The organism is Phytoactinopolyspora endophytica (assembly GCF_004138495.1).
GTDB classification, from domain to species: Bacteria; Actinomycetota; Actinomycetes; order Jiangellales; family Jiangellaceae; genus Phytoactinopolyspora; species Phytoactinopolyspora endophytica.
Window position 1 is genome coordinate 107155 of the sequence record NZ_ML142868.1, and the last position, 19340, is coordinate 126494.

Genomic DNA, 19340 nt, shown 5'->3' on the forward strand with positions numbered 1-19340 from the left:
ATCGGCCTGCGTCGGGTACGGAACCGCTGGCCTGGATCGGTGACTGGCCGGTAGTCGCTGATGCGCCTATGTTCTCCTCGCACCGTGCCTCTCGCGGGCCGATGGTACGGGCACGTGAATCATTGCGTGCAGCGTTTGCGCTGCCACTTCCCACCGACGTGGCCGAGTTCGAAGACAGTCCGGCCCGCCTGTGCACAAATGAAAGGTGCAGGACCCCGCTACCCGCCGAGATCGACACGGGTCGGATCTTTATCCTCCCGATCGTGGGTACCGTCGGTGCGGGCAAGTCCTGCTATCTGACCGTCACTCTTCAGCAGGCCTGGCGCGAGCAGCGCCTTGCCCGCTTCGGCTTCGAGCAGTTCAGCCTGGACGAGCAGTCGGTTGAGACCTACCGGCTGCAGTACTACCGCCGACTGTTCCGCAAGAAGGAAGTCCTGCCGCCGACCCAGGTCGACGAGGATGTCACGCGGAAACCGATGGTGTGCCGGGTCCAGTACGAGGGAGCGGAGCCTGCGCTGCTGTTCTTTCACGACATCGCCGGTGAGATGTTGATGGACATGAGCAAGCGGCGTCGCTTCGGCGGGTTCATCCGCCGCGCAGACGCGATCATTTTCCTGGTCGATCCAGTCTGTCTGGACCGGCCTGACGGCCGTCCATGGACAGAGCGAGGCGTACTCGGTGCGGATCACCTGGATCATCCCCAGGGTCCACTCTTCCGGGCCTGCATCGAGGAACTGGAGCCCGGGCGCCGTACACCCATCGCGGTCACGCTGTCGAAATCCGACTTGGTTGCCGATGCCCTGCCGGAGATCGGTCGCTTTCTCGTCGAACCACCAGATCGACACGACGCGGATGACTGGAATCAGGACCTCGCAGATCTCGAGCAGACCGTAGTCCGGGCACTGCAAGGGCTGGCGGAGTGGGATCTGCTCAACGCGCAGCGTCTGGTCGACCCCGGCTTAGTCTCGTTTCACGCCGTGGCTCCGTTGGGTACGAACCCCAGCAACGGCGAGGTCAGTGGGCTCAGTCCGCAGCGTTGCATCGATCCGCTGGCGACCGTGCTATTCCGCATTCCCGCGCTGACCGAGCCCGCCGCGTGAGCCGGCTCGACCAACTGCTGTTCACCTGGCAGGACGGCAGCTTCCGGGCCGTCGCCGCCACCGGCGAGCTCGCCGAACCACGTGGTTGGCTCGCGGAGCAGACCCTACGACTGTGCCGATACCACCCGCCCACCGCGCTGGAAAGCCCCGAAGAAGCCCCCATCTCGTACGGCTGGTGGACCGAAGGGCCGACTCGGTGGTTGTTCCGGCGCGGCTATCTCGGAAGCGACCCCACCGGTCGACCCGGAAACTTCTTCGCCCATATCGTGGTCGGTGAACGCCACGCGTTACCGGTGCACGAGCTGGCCGAACGGTTCGCCTCGCCATTCTGGTGGAGCGGAGGCCCGGCGCCGTCCTCCTTCGGCCCGATCGAGCTGGCCGACATCTCCGCCACACCCGTCCATCCGGCTGGTCAGGCGCAGCTCGAGTCGTTCGTGACCACACTGCTACACACCCGCGGCATGAGCTGTGCTGTCATCTATGAACCTCCCGCCAACATTGTGGCGTGTGTGGCGTCAACCTGTCGCCGGCTTCCCGGGCTCCTCGACGATCTGCAGTTCTCCACGTACGAGACACCGCAGCACGCGGACGCCTTCCATCTGGTCGGGATGCACCCGTCTCAGAATCCGCCGCATGGCGCACTCGTTCATGGAACGATTCCGGCGACGAAGACAACCTCGGCCGGCCGCATCCTCGTGTCGGATCGCTCGGACCACCAAGACGTCACCCGGATCCTCCTGGCAGCTGCCACGGCTGACGGCTCCGACGGAGCCGTCGACAGACTCGCCGCTTCACTGCCTTCGATCGAGAACCGACGCTCCGATCTGCACCCCGTATCCCGCAGGCTGAACATCGCCGACCGGCTCAACCTCCTGCGCTCCGCCGCCGGACGGCAGGTTGACGAACAGGTGATCGCGGCTCTGCTGGACAGCGATCCCCCGGACCTGTTGCACATCGCGGACGACCGTACGCTGCCGGTGACGTGGCGAGCTCGTGCTTTGGCGACACGGCTGACGACAGCATCCGCTCCTGTACGGCCTGTCCTGGAACGGCTGCGCGACGTCGCCGGTCTGGGCCCGGCAACGGCGCAGGCGCTACCCACCTCCGAGCCGCTGATCCGGGCGCTGAATGGGCAGACCGCCACGACGGTCAGACATGTCGTCCTCGCCACCATCGAGGGCTTCTCCGAAGACGACCGGATCTTGCTGACCCAGGCTGCGCTCCGGGTATGGGAACCAGCGCGAAGGCCCGTGCAACTCGCGTGGATATTCGAACGGATACAGCCATCGGATGAGCGCTGGGATCTCATTGCATCCGACGTGGTGCTCGGCGCCATCAAACCAGCACTGGAGCGGCGACAGCCGACGGCGCCGTTGTCATCCGCCGTCGTCACCGTGCTCACGGATGCCGGCGGACCGAGATCCACGGACCTGCTCGCCGTCGTCGGCGGACTTCTGGGAGGCGTCCAGGCACGCTCCACGTCCGCCGGCGAGCACGAGTTGCGCTATGCAGTCGATGCAGTGGCCACGATCGCCGATCGCCATCGGCGCGGCCTGCTCGCCGAACTGGCGCTCGCGGTGCTGCCGGCGGTCCCCGCCGGGCAGGAGTGCATCAGCGGCGTCGTCGCCGGCCTCCAGCATCTACGCCACTTCACGGATGACCAGCTGGCGGGTGAACTGCTGAAGCTCGCTGATCGCAGCGGACACCTGTCTCCGTTGCCCTATATCGCATTCGTCATCAAGATGGTCGGCGAAAAGCGCCTCGAACTGACCCGGGGTGGAATCGTGGCTCACCGGCACCCCCGTTTGAAGAATCACGCGTGGCAAAAGCTAGCGGTGCAGGCGGCGCTTCGCCTGAACGACCCGGACCGTCATCAGGCCGCCATGCTTGCGCGCAACGCAGGTGACCGTGCCGAACGATGGTGGATGTCGCTCAACGAATGAGCCCTCCGCGAACTGCTCTCCGAGCTCCGTGCAGAGTCATCCACCGGCCGGGGACGCTGCGAGGCGGCCCTTCATGCCTCGCTGTCCACGTTGAGATAGTGCAACGTGAACGGCTCGGCCAAGATGTCGTCGAGCACAGCGGCGACACCCTTGAAGTGCGGCGTGGCGAAATGTTCCTTCAACGCCTCGCTGCTGGCCCACGTTTCAATGATTACCATGGCATCTGGATGCGCCGGATCCACGTATGGGCGATACTCCAGGCAACCATCCTCTGCCAGCGACGGTTCCACCATCGCTTCCAATTCCTCCCGCAAGCGACTCTCCTGCCCAGGCTTGGCCCGGAAGCTGGCAATCAGAGCGACGGGGGCGATGACCCTGGGGTCCTCGATCCTGGTCCCCTTGATGAGCCACCCGGGGCCGTCGGCGAAACCCTCGATCAACGAGAAGAACCTGGCGAAATGAGGACCCTCGGCGTGCGCGTTGAAGGCGGCTTCGTTGTCGTAAGCCTCGTTCAGGTAGAAACGATTCGGGTCGTCAGCGTCGCAGATCAACTCGAACCGTCGGGTTCCCGGCTCGTCTGCGGCGGAGTTGCGGCCGTCTTCCAGAGCGGCGGCGATGAACTCCTCGCGGCGCTCGTCCGGGACGGTAAAGGATACGGCGATGTGGTACATCAACACTCTCTCGTTGTAGGAGCTGGTGATGTCGAGTCTTCATGCCCGAACGGCGGTTACCCAGGGCTCTGCGAAGACTGGTCACAGCAGTACCACCCAGCACGGACACGGACCGCCGATACTGGGTGAATGAACAAGGCTGAAGACGTCGACGGTTTCCTGCGATCGCGGCGAGCGCGCCTTCGCCCAGACGACGTCGGTATCCCCGACTTCGGTGAACGGCGACGGGTGCCCGGGTTGCGCCGGAGCGAGCTTGCCCAGCTCGCAGGTGTCAGCGTCGACTACTACGTCCGCCTCGAGCAGGGGCGGGCGCGTAACGTATCTGAAGCCGTGCTGGACGCCCTCGCTCGGGCGTTACGCCTTGACGACGACGAGCGCACGCACCTGTACAACCTCGCCAAGCCGACCCACTCGCGGCGCCGGGCTGCACGACCTCAGCGGGTGCGTCCGCAGCTCCGGCATCTCCTCGAGGCGATGAGCACGACTCCCGCGTACATCATCAATCACCGGACCGACGTACTGGCCTGGAATCGGCCGGCTTCCCTCCTGTTCGCCGACTTCGATTCGCTGCCCGCCACGGAACGCAACTGGGCTCGCCTGGTCTTTCTCGACGAGTCCACCACGGAGATCTTCACCGATTGGACCGGCAAAGCCCGTGACCTAGTGTCCTACCTTCGGCTCAGCGCAGGACGCCACACCGAGGACACCGCGTTGGCCACGCTGGTCGGAGAGCTGTCGGTCAAGAATGAGACCTTTCGCCGGATGTGGGCCGACCACACGGTTCGAGAGAAGACTCATGGGACCAAGACCCTCCGGCATCCACTGGTCGGAACGGTCACACTGGGCTACGAGACATTCAGGCTGCCGGATCTTCCCGACCAAGCGCTCATCTCATATGTGGCCGAGCCGGGATCGGATGCCGAAACCGCGCTCCAGCTGCTCGCTTCGCTGTCGGCTGCCGTGAACACGCCCAGCTCGACCATCGATGCTCCCGCCACGGTCGGCTAGTGCCCTGGGCGTTGGCCGGACGCCCACTTGCCGGGTGTGGAAGCAGCCCGGGAGAACTGTTCAAGTCCGTCGCCATGGAAGTCCCTGCCGTCCACGTAGCCGACAACCGCGAGCTCCGCAAGGTCCTGCGCCGACGGTGAGATTCCCACCAGCCCGCTACCCCGTTCCGATCCACGGCGACGGCCGTAGAGATCAAGGGACAGTGTAGCGACCAGATCAAAGCCTCGATAGCGTCTAAATCAAGGCGAAAAGGGCGGCCAGATCAAGGCGTGAGTAGCGGCCAAATCAAAGAGAGAGTAGCGGCCAAATCAAAGCGTCGGCGTGTCATACTAACGTCATGGCACACCTTCCCCAGTCGCCCATGGGCCGCATCCTTCCACGCAGGGCCACCGCCTCAGTGGAGGAAGCCCTCGACGACACTCGGGTTGTGCTCGTCAACGGTGCGCGACAATGCGGGAAGAGCACCTTGGTCACCCAGCTCGGCAACGCGCGCGGCGCCGAGTGGCGCAGCCTCGACCGAACCGCCACTCGCCAAGCCGCGACATACGACCCCACGGAATTCGTCATGAGCGACGACCCCATGGTGATCGATGAAATCCAGCGAGTACCTGAACTCCTACTTGCGATCAAGGAGACCGTCGACGCCGATCCTCGTCCCGGTCGATTCCTCCTTACCGGCTCTGCCCGGGTACTCAGCCTCCGTAGCGTGCCGGACGCCCTGCCGGGACGCATAGAGACAATCGAACTCTGGCCTCTCTCGCAAGGAGAGATCGACAACAAACCTGATGGCTTCGTAGACGCGATCTTCGAACTGGGAACCGAACTGCACCATACGTCCGAAGAGGATCGGGACGGCTACATCCAACGCCTCACGCGTGGCGGCTTTCCGGAAGGCATCGCCCGGACACCTCGCCGACGAGAACGATTCCTGGACGCGTACGTATCCGACCTGATCAATCGCGACGTCATCCAACTCTCCGAGATCGAGCGCGGGCCTGAGATGCGAGCCCTGACCCGCCTCCTCGCAGCTCGATCTGGCCAACTCCTCGTCCCGGGCGCGCTAGGAAACGAACTTGACCTAACCTGGCCAACCATCAAGCACTACCTCGGCTTGCTCGAAGAAGTCTTCCTGATCAAGCGAATCCCGGCATGGTCCCGAAACCTCAGTACACGTGCCGTCGCGACCGCGAAGGTCGCGATGGTCGACTCCGCTATCGCCGCCAATCTTCTCGGTTTCGACGATCACAGCCTGCGCCAGCCCGCCAGTCCCCTGGGTCCGCTACTTGAAGGCTTCGTCGCAATGGAGATCGCACGACAACTGACGTGGTCCCAGCACCGCGCCGAGATGTACCACTACCGCACCAAGGACAAGCTTGAAGTCGACATCGTCCTCGAGAACCGTCGCAACCAGGTCGTCGCCATCGATGTCAAAGCGGCGTCCACTGTCAGATCGGACGACTTCCGCGGGCTCCGACACCTCGCCGACCGTCTCGGAGATGACCTCATCGCAGGGGTAGTTTTCTACACTGGCCAACAGACGCTCCCCTTCGGACCACGTTTCCGTGCCATCCCCATCAGCGCACTATGGGAGCTATCTGCGCCCCGATAAGCGACGTACCGAGCGGCCGACCGGCTGTGTCCCGGACGCGCGGTCACCGAGTCCACCGGAGCCCCTTCTCAACCGCATTCGACGTACCCAGTCATGATCACCGCGCAGCTCGTTTGGTGATCACTTCATCAGGCGCCGGGCGACGAAGTCGGCGAGCCTTCCGTACGGTGGGTAGACCGTACGCATGGTGTCCGGCAGGAGGGACTTCGACAGCACGGCGCGTTCGTGGCTGAACGTCCGGATCGAGCTTTCACCGTGGTAGCGGCCGGTGCCGCTCTCCCCCACCCCGCCGAAGGGCAGCTCGGGTGCCGCCAGGTGAGCGACCGGGACATTCACACCCAGGGCACCTGACGACGTTCTGCGGGCGAACGCCTGACGCACCGAGCGATCCTCGCTGAACACATAGAGGGCGAGCGGTTTGTCACCCGACCTCACGACATCGATCGCCTCATCGACGCCGGACACCCGCATGATGGGCAGGATCGGACCGAAGATCTCCTCTTGCATGGCGGCGTCGCCGCTGGTCACCTGGTCGAGTACGGTCGGCTCCAGGTAGCGGCTGGCCCGGTCCAGCCTTCCCCCGACGACGACCGTGGCCGACTCGAGCATCTGGGCCAACCGATCGAGGTGTCGCTCGGAGAGGATGCGTCCATAGTCCGGGCTGGCCGACGGGTCGTCGCCGTAGAGCCGGGTGATAGACCGCCGCAACGCCGGCACCAGGGCGTCGGCGACGTCTGGTGTGGCGAGTACGTAGTCAGGCGCGACACAGCTCTGGCCGGCGTTCAGGAACTTGCCCCACGCGATGCGGTCGGCCGTGGACCTCATGTCCGCCGTGCCGTCCACCCATACCGGGGACTTGCCACCCAGCTCCAGCGTCACGGGCGTCAGGTGTTTCGATGCCGCCTCGGCGACGATCCGCCCGACGCGGCCTCTGCCGGTGAAGAAGATGTGGTCGAAGCGCTGCCTGAGCAGGTCGGAGGCCTCGTCCGGCCCACCCTCGACGACGGCGACCGCACGAGGGTCGAGATACCGCGGCAACAGCCTGGCCAGCACGGCGCTGGTGGCCGGAGCCAGCTCGCTCGGTTTGAGCAGCACGGTGTTGCCGCTGGCGATCGCTCCCGCCAGAGGCGCCAGTGCGAGCTGCACCGGATAGTTCCACGGCGAGATGACCAGCACCACGCCGAGCGGCTCTCGCACCGTCCAGCCACGAGCGGGCCACAGCGCCACCGGCAGCCGGCGACGGCGCGGCCGCAGCCATCGACGCAGGTTTCGCAGCGTGTGGTTGACCTCCGCGACCACCACGCGGAACTCGGTGAGTTGCGATTCGGGCGCCGGTTTGCCGAGATCCTCGCGGAGTGCGTCCTCCAGCTCGCGCAGCGGCGACTCGTCCGTGAGCATCCGGACCAGCGCGCGCAGCTGGGCACTGCGCCAAGCCAGCGGCCGCGTCAGCCCGCCGTCGTACACATCCCGCAACCTGGATACGGTCGCAGCTGCACCCTCGCCGTCGCCGTCTTCGCCCGCCATAGGGGCCATGATGACACCGCACCGTCGACGTCAGTCGACTGGCGTGACCAGCATGAGACCCACAGCGTTCTTCGTGAGGAGCTCAGTCCGTACCACCTCTGACACCGGCCCATCGGATATCGAGTCCTCAGCGCGGACGAACTCGGTCGTGCCGTCGTAGTTGTAGTTGTTGTGCGTCTCGTCGACCAGCCAACGCTCGATCCGCACTCGTTTGCCCGCGAACCCACACTTTCCGCTCACTTTCGTCGCGCTGTGGTGCCGGTGTCGCCTCCCGCGCGTTGACGCGGTAGCCGCGAGCCTCCTGGCCCGCGATCATGGATACACTCCGGATGTCTGACAGGTTCATTGACTCCGGCCATTCTGGAAGGCCCATGCCGCATCTGCTCCCCGGCGTCGCCGTCCCAGGCGCCGTCCTTCTCGCTCTGACCGCTTGCTCGTCCGGCGATGACACACCCGAAGCCGACGACCCGACGACGACGCCGCCGGCCGCCACAGCCGAGCTCTCGGTGGAACCGACGACCCGGGCGACCGAAGGTTCCAGCCCTGAGTCCGAACCGACTGCGGAGACGGACGCTTCGCTGAGCGGGCTCGTCCCGGACGACCTCGCCGGAAGCACTCGACGAGCTGTCCGCGAACGGCACGTACCGGCAGATCATGGACGCCTACGGCCTCCCGGACGTCGCCCCCGCCGAGCCCGCGGTGAACGTCGCCGAGCACTGATCCTCGTCAACGTCCGGTGGCCAGACCCCAGCGGGTGAGCTCCAGGATGCGTTCGCGCGGCACGACGCCGCAGCGCGCGGACCATGCCGCCCACTCGTGGGCCAGCTCGCGCACCAGCTCCGGGTGCTCCTCAGCGACGTCGTGCAGCTCCGTCGGGTCCGAGTCCGTGTCGTAGAGCTCCCAGTCGGCGGGATACTCGCGGACCAGCTTCCACCGCCCGCGCCGCACCGCCGCGTTGCCCAGATGCTCATAGAACTGGCAACGCTCGTCGTCGCGCGGCGCGCCGCGCAGGGAACTGAGCATGCTCATGCCCTCCAACGGCAGCGGATCCCGGCTCGGGAACTCGTGCGGGTACTGCGCGCCGGTGATCTCCAGCAACGTCGGCATCACGTCCGGTAGGTAGTGCGGGGCATCGCAGACCGTCCCTGCGCTCTCCCCCAAGCCGCGCGGCCAGTGCACGATGAACGGTGACGCGACCCCGCCCTCGTGCGTCCAGCGCTTGTGGAAGCGAAACGGCGTATTGGACACATTCGCCCACGGCGGGCCGCAGAACATGAATGTGTCCTCACTGCCCGGCATGTGCTCCGGGTGCCGTCCGACATACACGTCGCGACCGTCTGTGGTGGCCGTCGGGATGACCTTGGGGCCGGGCAGGTGGACGTCGGCGCCGAGCCGGGGTGGCACCTCCTCCGCGCAGCCTCCGTTGTCGGAGAGGAACACGAACACGGTGTTGTCGAGCTCACCGGTCGCGCGCAGCTCGTCGACGATCCGCCCGATGCCACGGTCCATGACCTCCACCATGGCCGCGTACACCTCCATCCGCCGCTGCTCCCAGTCCCGGTCCTCGGCGTCCTCCCACGCCGGCACCTGCGGATCCCGCGGGCTCAGCTCCGCCTGCTCGCTGACGACGCCCAGCTTGCGCTGCTTCGCGAAGCGCCGCTCCCGGATCACGTCCCAACCCTCGCGGTACCGCCCGGCGTACCGTGCGATGTCTGCGTCCCTCGCTTGCAGCGGGAAATGCGGAGCCGTGTAGGCCACGTAACAGAAGAACGGCCGCTCGCCCTCCGCGACGGAGTGCTCGCGGAGGAACGCCACAGCGTTCTCAGTGATGGCGTCGGTGTAGTAGAAATCCGGATCCTCGCGCGCCTCGTCGGAGACGTCCTGCTCATCACGGTGCAGCCCGGCGGGAGAGAAGTAGTTGCCACCCCCGTTCAACGTTCCGAAGAAGCGCTGAAACCCACGACGGGTCGGCCATGCCCCGCCCGGCCGGCTCTCCTCGTGGGAGACGTGCCACTTGCCGCTCATGTATGTCGCGTAGCCTGCCGCTCCCAGAACCTCGGCGATGGTGACACACCGGTCGTTCAGGCTCCCCGGATACCCGCCCGGGCCGTCGTCGCCGGTCAGCACGCCGATCCCGGCCTGGTGCGGATGCAGGCCGGTCAGCAGCGACGCCCGTGACGGGCTGCACCGCGCGGTCGTCGTGAAATGCGTCATGCGGATCCCGCCCCGGGCCAATGCATCCAGGTGGGGCGTATCGATCTCGCTGCCGTAGCAGCCGAGATCCGAGTAGCCCATGTCGTCGGCCAGGACCAGCACCACGTTCGGACGCTCGTCGTTCGTGCGGCTGCGCATCAGACCCATCCCTGCAGGGAGTCGAGAAACGCGTCTGGGTCATCACGATGGATCGTGTGGCCGACATCAGGGACAACCCGAGTCTCGAGGCCCCGCTGCCTCATCTCGGTGACCGCTTCCTGGCGGTAGTAAGGGCTCTCCCCCGCGATCAGCACCAACGACGGCGCCAACGGCTGCGACGGTGCGAGGTCAGCACCGGAGATCAGAGAAGCACCGTCTACGGTGTCCGGGTCCCAGTCGCGCAACGTCGCCAGCTCCACATCGACATCTTCCGTGTCCCAGCGGGGGTGAACCTGCACGATCTGATCACGCGTCGCGTCCTTGAACCTCCTGAACCGCTCGTACCGGTCAGCGCTGACGTCACCATTACCACCGCCGGCGAACCAGGCGGGATCGACGTAAGCCGCGCGACCCGGGCGTAGGCGGTCCACTGCCAGCGCGAGCGCCACCGCGCCGAGCGAATGGCCGATCGCGACGTCCGGGCCGGATGGCAGTGTCTCGACCAGGTCATCGGCCCAGTCCTGTGGCGAGTAGCGGCCACGGCCGCTGCGCCCGTGCCCGCGAAGGTCGACGCCAACCACCCGGTATCCACGCTCGGCGATCCTCGGTGCGACGACCTGCCAGGTGCGTGAGTCGGACATGATGCCGTGGACCAGTACGGTGGTCCGTTCCCCCTCGCCCCAGGTACGGGTATGCAGTCGCATCCGGTCTCCTATCCCTAGTCACAATCCGGGCTTGTTGAGCGTGAGTTGCGTTTCAACGCGAATTCACGACACACAGCGGAACTCACACTCAAGAAGCCGGCGCGAGCACCATCTCGCCGGCGAAGTGACAGGCAGCGCGCTGGCCGGCCGGCGTCGTGTTCAAAGCCGGTTCCTTCTCGACGCAGATCTGACGCTCGGGATGCACGAGCGGCCCGATGGGGCACCGAGTGCGGAACCGGCAGCCCGAAGGCGGATCCTTGGGGCTGGGCAGGTCACCGGTGAGTACGATCCGTTCCCGGTCCCGCACGGCCGTGTCCGGTACCGGCGACGACGACATCAAGGCGACGGTGTACGGGTGCTGCGGCGAGGAGTACACCGCCTCGACCGGTCCGGTCTCCACGATCTGTCCCAGGTACATGACCGCTACCCGGTCGGAGAGATGCCGGACGACGGAGAGATCGTGGGCGATGAACAGGTACCCGAGCCCGAGGTCGTCGCGGAGCGTCTCCAGCAGGTTGATGATCTGTGCCTGGATCGACACATCCAGCGCGGAGACGGGTTCGTCGCAGATGAGCACGCGCGGCTCGACGGCAAGCGCCCGGGCGATGCCGATGCGCTGCCGCTGCCCGCCGGAGAACGCGTGCGGGTAGCGATCGAGGTGGCCCTCGTTCAGCCCTACCCGGCGGATCAGCTCGATCGACTCTCCGGCGCGCTCCGAGCGGGGCACGCCGCGCATCTCGAGTGCCTCGTCGAGTGACTGGCGGACGGTGCGGCGCGGGTTGAGCGAGGCGTACGGGTCCTGGAACACGTACTGCACGGTGGACTGCAAGGCCTGTATACCGCCGGGTGACGAGGCGTCGACCAGACCGGCCCCGACCCGGATGCTGCCGGACGACGGTCGGTTGATCCCGACGACGGTCCGGGCCAGCGTCGACTTCCCGCATCCGGACTCGCCGACCAGTCCCAGTGTCTCGCCGCCGGCCACGGAGAGGCTGACCCCGTCGACCGCGTACACCGGGTCTGGCCGGCCGAACAGGCTCCGCCGATCCGCTGCCACGTTGACGCGCAGGTCGTCCACGACGAGGAGATCCTGCAACGCACCGGTGGAGTCGGATGTGTCGGATCCGGCTCCTCGTGTGTCCTCGTCCGGATGGACGGCGATGCCGGTCACCCGGCCACCCGACGCGGTGGTCCGACCTGTGTGGTCAGCCGGCTCGAGCGGTGGGATCGTGTCGCCGCGTTCGGTGATCCAGCAGGCCGCGGCCCGCAAGCCGTTCTCTCGCGGACTCAGCTCGGGGACGTCCGACCGACATTGGTCCTCGGCCAGACGGCATCGGGGATGGAACGCGCATCCGGGCGGCAAGGCGGCCGGGTCCGGGGGCGCGCCGGGGATCGCCGGCAGGCCCTGCGAGCGTCGGCCGTCTCCGTTCTCGTCGATCCGAGGCATCGCCTTGAGCAGGTCAGCGGTGTACGGGTGCTCCTGGCGGGCGAAGATCACCTCGGCAGGCCCGTGCTCCACGACCCGGCCCCCGTACATCACAGCGACGTCGTCGCACGTCTCCGCCACCACGCCCATGTCATGCGTGATCATCAACACGGCGACACCGACGTCATCCTTGAGCCGGGCGAGCAGCCGCAGGATCTGCGCCTGGATCGTCACGTCCAGAGCGGTGGTCGGTTCGTCGGCGATCAGCAGTTTCGGGGAGCTGGCCAGCGCGATGGCGATCACCACACGCTGCCGCATCCCGCCGGAGAACTGGTGCGGATACTCGTCGACGCGCCGTTCGGCATCCGGGATGCCCACCTGCTCGAGCAGCTCCAACGCGCGCCGGCGAGCCGTCCGCTTGTCCGAGCCGTGCACGATCAGCGCCTCGGCGATCTGGTCGCCGACCGACATGACCGGGTTCAGCGCGGACTGCGGGTCCTGGAACACCATCGCGATCTCGCTGCCGCGGATATGGCGCATCTCGTCCGTGGTCAGCCCGCGCAGGTCGCGCCCGTTGAAGAGGATCTCACCGGCGACGATCCGGCCCGGCGAGTGCACCATGCGCATGATCGAGCGGGCGGTGACCGACTTCCCCGATCCGGACTCCCCGACCACGCCGAGCACCTTGCCGGTGTGCAGTGTCAGATCGACGTCGTTGACGGCTCGGACTATGCCGGTTTCCGTGACGAACTCGGTGCGCAGCCCATGCACCTGGAGAAGCGGGCTCGTCTCGTGCCCTGTACGCATATCGTTCTCCGCACTTGTCGCGGCAGTGTGTGCCGCAGTCTTCGGGAGTATGTTCACCGGCGAAGCACCGCCTTGTTCAACGCGTCGGACAGCAGGGTGAAGCCCAGGGCGAGCAGGAGCAGGACGAGACCGGGCCCGATGATGTAGGCCGGATGCACCTCGACATAGCGGGCGCCGGTATTGAGCATCGCACCGAGCGACGGCACCGGTGGCTCGATGCCGAGGCCCACGATGCTCAGCCCGGCTTCGATGAAGATCGCGACCACCATGAACACCGACGCGTTCACCACGATCGGATCGATGATGTTCGGAAGCACGTGGCGGACCATGACGGTCCGCTTGCGCACACCCAGTACCCTGGCGGCCAGCACATACTCCCGTTCCTGCTCCGCCAGCAGCCCGGCCCGGGCCTGCCGCCCGAACATCGGCAACCCGACCACCAGGATCGACAAGAACAATGCCAGCCACCCGGTGCCGACCACCAGGACGATCGTCATACCCAGGATCAGCCCGGGAAAGCCGAGGATGATGTCGAGCAGCCGCTGCATCCCGGTGCCCAGCCAGCGCGCGATCACCCCGGCCAGACCCATGAGCGTGCCGATGGCCGCGCTCAGCGGCACCGCAGTCAGCAGCAGGCTGATATCCGTGCGCAGACCGAACACGGTCCGCGCCAAGATGTCCCGCCCCAGTTCGTCGGTCCCGAGCCAATGACCGGCCGAGGGCCCGGCCAGGGCGCCGCTGCTCTGGTCGTCGTAGCCGTCCGGGAAGAGCACCGGCGCCAGCACGGCAGCTAGGATGAGCAGCGCGAGCAAACCCGCCCCGACAGCTCCGCGGGGACGTTTCAGCGCCGAGACATACCGTTGCCACGCGCCGCCACCGGATCGCCGGGCGGATGGACGTGGGACGGCACCCACGTTCCCCGCACCGTTCGCCGGTCCGTTCACGGTTGTCGTGTTCGTAGCCATCGTCATGCTCCCAACCGGACTCGCGGGTCCAGGCCAGCGAGGGCGATCTCGGTCATCAGCTGCATCAGCACGGCGATCAGGACGGCACCGACGATGATCACCTGCACGAGGTTGTAGTCCGCGTTCTGCACGCCGGTCACGGCCAGCTGCCCGATGCCGTTCCGGGCGAAGATCATCTCGATGACGACGGCGCCGGCGAGCATGTCACCGAACCGCATGCCGAGCGCCACCACGGCCGGTCCGAGGCTGTTGCGCACCACGTGCCGGATGCTGATCCGCCGCCGCGGTACACCCTTGGCCACCGCCAAATCCACGAAATCCTGCTGCCAGACGTTGTGCATCGACGACTGCACCAACCGGGCCACCCCGGCGGACATCGGCACCGCCAGCGCCACCGCCGGCAGGAGCAGGTACTGCAGCCCGATCACCGGATCATCCAGCACGGCGACCTCGCCACTGATCGGCAGCACTGGTAAGGCGACACCGAGGACGATGATCAGTAACAGCCCGGCCAGGAACGGTGGCGTCGCCAACAGCAGCGTATTCGTCGCGTCCGCGGTGAGCCGGGACAGCCGCGACCGGGCCGAGCCGCCGAAGACACCCACCCCGATGCCAACCACCGTCAGAATCAGCATCGCCGCGATCGTCAGCTCCAGCGTGCTACCGATCCGGTCCCCGATCAGCTCCGACACCGGCCGGTTGAACTGTAGCGACTGTCCCAGGTCACCGGTGAGCAGTCCGCCGATCCAGCTGAAGTACTGCTCCACCAGCGGCCGGTCCAGGCCCATCTCGACGCGCATCGCCTCGATCTGCTCCGTCGTCGCCTCCGGACCCGCCGCCGCGGCCGCCGCATCCCCGGGCGCCAGCCGCGGCAACAGAAACGCGATCACGCTCGTGGCCGCGATCACCAGCAGGACCGACGGCGCGCGTCGTAACAAGAAGCGGATCATGATCTCACCCGTCCAGAGGTCGTGCAGCACACCGTGGATCCATCAGGCACCCTCTAAGTAGGCAGCCCGGAACGACCGGCCGTACTTGCCGATCAACTGGTCCTTCAGCGCGTCGGCGCGCACGCTCGTGGCCGGCGCTATGATGAACGGGAGCAGGAACGCCGTGTCGAGCAGATGCTCCGACAGGGCTTGCAGCGCCGCGGTCGTGGTCTCGTCGTCGGGGCTGTTGACGAGCTCCTGGACCAATCGCTTGTACTCGTCATCGTCGTACTGCCCGGTGTTTCCCTCGGCCCGCAGTTCGGGGAGCGAGTTCACCATCAGCGCGGGCGCCTGCCCCGCCGTCGCGCTCCAGATGTGGAACATCTGCCCGAGGTCGCTGGCGGCCCGGCGCGGCGCGAAATCTGGGATGGAAAGCTCCTCGACCGAGAGGTTCAAACCCACCGCCTCGAGGTCACGGGCCACGATCTGGTAGATGCCGCGCGGGGCGGGCTGCGCGTGGATCGCGACCTTCACCGCCGCCCCGGTCGCACCGGCGTCCTCGATCATCTGCCGGGCCCGGTCCGGGTCATAGGTGTACGTGTTGGCCAGATCCGCTGGGTAACCGGTCGCGCTGTCGACCCACGGCAAGCTCGTGGTGTTCGCCACTCCGCCCAGAACCTGCTCGGCGATCCGTTCCCGGTCGATGGCGTACGCGACAGCTTGCCGGACCTGCACGTCGTCGAACGGCGGTGTCGTCACGTCGAAGCCGAACGCGTAGATCAGGCCGTGATTCTCGATGAGGTCGAAGTTCTCGTCGTCGACGATTGTCAGCATGTCCTGGGTGGTCATGCCGCCGCTCATCTGTGTGCGGCCCGAGCGGAGCGCCGACAGCTGCGCCGTGGAATCGCTGATCACCGTGATCTCGACGGAGTCCAGATACGGCAGCTCCGGGTCCCAGTACGAGTCGTTGCGGGTGAGTATGAGCTCGCTTCCCGCGGTGTACTCGGACCAGACGAACGGCCCGGTCCCCACGACATCGGACCCATCTTCCAAGCCCTCGTAACTCTCGCGGTCGATCATCGGCAGGGTGTCGAGGACGTCGAAGGCCACCTCCTGCAGCGGCGTAGGCGAGCTGATGACGATCTCGTAGTCGCCTGTCGCCTCCATCTCCCAATCGCTGATCACGCCGGCCATCTCCGACAGGCCGCCGCCCTCCTTCGCGTGTTCGAAGGCGAACACGACGTCCTCCGACGTGAAGTCGCGCCCGGAGTGATACGTGACGCCTTCCCGCAGCGTCAGCACGAGCCGGGTGTTCTCCTCCTGGAACTCCCACTCGGTCGCCAAGACCGGAACCACCTCGTAGCTGTCATCGACAAGCGTCAGGGTCTCCAGCACGCTGCGGCACCAGAAGATGTTGCCCGGCCGTCCGGTGTTGTAGGCGCCTGGTACCGGCTCCGCCACCACCGACGTCACGAGGGTGCCGCCGCTTTCCGGGTTCCCGCCGCCTTCAGCGGCCGCGTCGTCGTCCGTGTCCTCTGCCTCGTCCACGGCCGAGCGGCAGCCGGAGACGGCGGCCAATCCCATGGCCGATACCGCGCCGAGGAAGGCGCGTCGCGAGAGCGAGTTCCCTCGCACTCGACCTGTCACTCTGACCTGTCCTGTTGGGTACATCTGTGGACCACCTCACTCGCTTGTCGCGCGGCGCACCTCGGCCCGCGCGGTCGACAGGGGTTACTGCGGTCTGTTCGATCCGACGGTGTTGTCTATGCGTCGGCCGGTGCGTGCACATGCACGTCGACCGAGGTTGTGCGGTGTATGTCTGTTGCGGAGAAGCCGACGAGGACATCGAAGCGTCCCGGTTCGACGGCCCACGTATGGTGCTCGGTGTCCCAGTGCTCGAATGCCCGCCGGGGCAACGTGACCTCGGCGGTCGCCGTCTCCCCCGCCCCGGCTCGCGCCACCGCGAATCCGGCGAGCCATCGCACTGGGCGGTCGACCGCCGACGACGGCCGGGCCAGGTAGACCTGGACCACCTGTTTGCCGGGCCGCTGGCCGGTGTTGCGGACACCGACGGTCACGACACCGGCCGCGCTGTCGATGGCCGGCGCCGAAGGACCTGTTGAGTCCCGTCCCGGCTCGGCCGGCGTTGGGGCCGTAATCTCGGCCGGCGCACGGACCTCGGTCAGCTCCCAGGTGGTATAGCCGAGGCCATGCCCGAAGGGATAGGCGGGTTCGCCGCCTCCGCGCAGCCAGGCTCGGTAGCCGATATGGATGCCCTCGTCGTACGCGAGCTCTCCGTCCACGGGCGTGGTGTTGGAGACCGGAACGTCCTCCAGCCGGCCCGGCCACGTCGTCGGTAACCGACCGCCTGGCTCGGCGACGCCGAGCAGGATGTCTGCTACCGCGTTGCCCATCTCCTGGCCGCCGAACCAGCCCAACAGGATCGCCGCTACGTCCTCCCGCCAGGGCAGCTCCACCGGCGCACCCGAATTGACCACGACGACGGTACGCGGGTTCTCCGCGGCCACCCGCCGGACCAGCTCGTCTTGACGGCCCGGCAGACGAAGGTCATGCCGGTCGTAGCCTTCGCTCTCCACCTGCTCGCTGGTGCCGACCACGACGACGGCCAGATCAGCACCGCGTGCGGCCTCAGCGGCGGCTTCCAGCTCAGACGCGGGCGAGCGACGCGGTGGTCGCACACCGAGCCCGATGGACACGCCGAGCCCGCCGATCTCATGCCGCAGAACAAGCTCGATCGGCTGGTCGTGGTCGAGGTCGACGGTGGCGCTCCAGTGCGGCGGCCCGAGCATCTGCATGGCCGCGTCGACCTTCCCGGACACCACCTCCCCGTCATGTACGGTCTTCCCGCCGACGGAGAAGGCGGACGTGCCGGCGCCGATGAAGCCTACGTCCCAGCTCCCGGCTCGGTCGGGCACGAATGTAGCGCTCAACTCGACTGCCGCTGCGCCTGCCGGCACATCCGTCGCCCACCGCACCAGATTGGTGGACGTCCGGCGCTCCTCTTCGATGAGCGTTCTGTCCGCACGCAGCCATCGGACCCGCACCGGCGGGGCATCGTCCGGCCCAGGCATCCGATCGGCTGGAACCTCCGGCAACCCGTCATCCAGGTGACAGCCGTCGACGTGGCTGACCTCGGCTATGCCGTCGAGCGCGGTTCGCACACCATCCAGGATCGACACCGTGTACCGGGGCCGGACCTGTGCGCTTCCTCCGCCCTGGACGCGTGGATGCGCGGCGAGCTCACCGATGACGGCGACCTTCCGCAACGACGGCGTGTCCACCGGCAGGAGCGGGCCTTCGTTGCGGATCAGCACCATCCCGTCGCGCGCGGCGCCACGAAGCTCCGCGCCATCCGCGGTCACGGTCGGAGCGAGCGCCGGAGCCACCACCTCGTCTGTGGGTGGGCCGCCGTCGATCGGCGCCAGTGCACCGACCCGGGCGGCAAGACGCAGCAGGTTGCGGACCTTGGCGTCGATGTCCGCCTCGTCTACGGCACCGGCACGCACGGCCTTCTCAAGGGCGGCTCCCCAGGGGCCGTCGGGCCCGGGCATGGCGAGGTCCAGCCCTGCTTGTCCGGCCGCCACGGTGGAGCGGGTGGCCCGCCAGTCGGAGACGATCGCGCCGTCGAAGCCCCACTCGCTGCGCAGGGGATCATTCAGCAAGTCGTGCTCGGTCATCGTGGTGCCGTTCACGGAGTTGTAGGCGGCCATCGCCATCCAGACGCCGGCGCTGCGGACGAGGTACTCGAACGGCGCCAGGTACACCTCGCGCAGCGTCCGCTCATCCGCCCGGACGTCCACGTTGCGCCGGTCGGTCTCGGCATCGTTCGCGACGTAGTGCTTGACCGTCGCCGCCACGCCGTCGTCCTGCAGGCTTCGCACCACTCCTGCCGCCATGTGCGCGGTGAGCAGCGGGTCCTCCGACCAGCACTCGAAGTGACGGCCACCGAGCGGGCTGCGGTGCAGGTTCACCGTGGGTGCCAGCACGACGTGCACGCCCTTGCGCCGGGCCTCGGCTGCGAGCGCCCGCCCTGTCCGCTCAGCACGTTCGACATCCCAGCTCGCCGCGATCGCCGTAGGCGATGGCAGGCACGCCGACGGATCCCCGTCGTCCCACACGACGCCACGCACGCCGGACGGTCCGTCGGCCAGGGCCATCTCGCTCAGCCCGATCGCCGGCTCTGAATGCGTCGACCAGAAGCTCCCCCCGGTCAGGAGCCGGACCTTCTGTGCGAGGTCGAGCTTGCCGATCAACGCATCGAGCTGCTCTTCGCGGGGGTCG

At 67.1% G+C, this 19340-nt stretch carries 15 protein-coding genes; 4 read left to right on the forward strand and 11 right to left on the reverse strand.

Annotated elements, in window-relative coordinates:
• Positions 1-263 precede the first annotated feature (263 nt).
• Together ELR45_RS28775 and ELR45_RS28780 are read left to right on the forward strand one after the other, a co-directional pair.
• Positions 264-1100: a TRAFAC clade GTPase domain-containing protein gene (locus ELR45_RS28775; RefSeq protein ID WP_129669367.1), complete on the forward strand. Its 837-nt coding sequence runs from the start codon at positions 264-266 to the stop codon at positions 1098-1100.
• Positions 1097-3043, forward strand: a complete 1947-nt coding sequence (locus tag ELR45_RS28780; RefSeq protein ID WP_129669368.1) for a GAP1-N2 domain-containing protein — start codon at positions 1097-1099, stop codon at positions 3041-3043. Before ELR45_RS28775 ends, ELR45_RS28780 begins: the two co-directional genes overlap by 4 nt.
• A gap of 71 nt (positions 3044-3114) precedes the next feature.
• Here ELR45_RS28780 and ELR45_RS39495 read toward each other — a convergent pair whose 3' ends face one another.
• A complete protein-coding gene (locus tag ELR45_RS39495) occupies positions 3115-3714 on the reverse strand; it encodes a putative quinol monooxygenase (RefSeq protein ID WP_240760219.1) in 600 nt (199 codons plus the stop codon).
• Positions 3715-3843: 129 nt separating this feature from the next.
• Between ELR45_RS39495 and ELR45_RS28795 the strand changes: the two genes are divergently transcribed.
• Positions 3844-4722: a helix-turn-helix transcriptional regulator gene (locus ELR45_RS28795; protein WP_129669369.1), complete on the forward strand. Its 879-nt coding sequence runs from the start codon at positions 3844-3846 to the stop codon at positions 4720-4722.
• Here ELR45_RS28795 and ELR45_RS35970 read toward each other — a convergent pair.
• Positions 4719-4871 (reverse strand): hypothetical protein, encoded by a 153-nt coding sequence (locus ELR45_RS35970; RefSeq protein WP_165368197.1) that lies wholly within the window; start codon positions 4869-4871, stop codon positions 4719-4721. The two genes, ELR45_RS28795 and ELR45_RS35970, sit on opposite strands and share 4 nt — an antisense overlap.
• 212 nt (positions 4872-5083) lie before the next feature.
• Here ELR45_RS35970 and ELR45_RS28800 point away from each other — a divergent pair, with 212 nt between their 5' ends.
• Complete coding sequence (locus ELR45_RS28800; RefSeq protein WP_129669394.1) at positions 5084-6331, forward strand: ATP-binding protein; 1248 nt, start codon at positions 5084-5086, stop codon at positions 6329-6331.
• A gap of 120 nt (positions 6332-6451) precedes the next feature.
• On the opposite strand, the gene ELR45_RS28805 is transcribed toward ELR45_RS28800, so the two are convergent.
• The 9 genes from ELR45_RS28805 to ELR45_RS28850 form a co-directional block, all read right to left on the reverse strand.
• Positions 6452-7855, reverse strand: a complete 1404-nt coding sequence (locus ELR45_RS28805) for an aldehyde dehydrogenase family protein (RefSeq protein ID WP_129669370.1) — start codon at positions 7853-7855, stop codon at positions 6452-6454.
• A 30-nt stretch (positions 7856-7885) separates the two neighbouring features.
• Entirely contained in the window at positions 7886-8095 is a 210-nt protein-coding gene (locus ELR45_RS28810) for a hypothetical protein (protein ID WP_129669371.1), read from the reverse strand.
• Between the two features lie 486 nt (positions 8096-8581).
• The gene (locus ELR45_RS28820) at positions 8582-10207 is read right to left on the reverse strand and encodes an arylsulfatase (protein WP_129669373.1); all 1626 of its coding nucleotides are present in this window, start codon (positions 10205-10207) and stop codon (positions 8582-8584) included.
• Positions 10207-10911 carry an alpha/beta fold hydrolase gene (locus tag ELR45_RS28825; protein WP_129669374.1) on the reverse strand — a complete coding sequence of 235 codons (705 nt, stop codon included), beginning with the start codon at positions 10909-10911 and terminating at the stop codon, positions 10207-10209. Before ELR45_RS28825 ends, ELR45_RS28820 begins: the two co-directional genes overlap by 1 nt.
• 88 nt (positions 10912-10999) lie before the next feature.
• Positions 11000-13144, reverse strand: coding sequence for a dipeptide ABC transporter ATP-binding protein (locus ELR45_RS28830; protein WP_129669375.1), 2145 nt, complete (start codon positions 13142-13144; stop codon positions 11000-11002).
• Between the two features lie 53 nt (positions 13145-13197).
• Entirely contained in the window at positions 13198-14109 is a 912-nt protein-coding gene (locus ELR45_RS28835) for an ABC transporter permease (protein ID WP_129669376.1), read from the reverse strand.
• Between the two features lie 2 nt (positions 14110-14111).
• A complete protein-coding gene (locus ELR45_RS28840; protein ID WP_205857470.1) occupies positions 14112-15089 on the reverse strand; it encodes an ABC transporter permease in 978 nt (325 codons plus the stop codon).
• A 12-nt stretch (positions 15090-15101) separates the two neighbouring features.
• Positions 15102-16709 (reverse strand): ABC transporter substrate-binding protein, encoded by a 1608-nt coding sequence (locus tag ELR45_RS28845; RefSeq protein WP_129669377.1) that lies wholly within the window; start codon positions 16707-16709, stop codon positions 15102-15104.
• Positions 16710-16801: 92 nt separating this feature from the next.
• The coding region (locus ELR45_RS28850) for a beta-glucosidase (protein ID WP_205857471.1) at positions 16802-19340 on the reverse strand (2539 nt) is incomplete at its 5' end.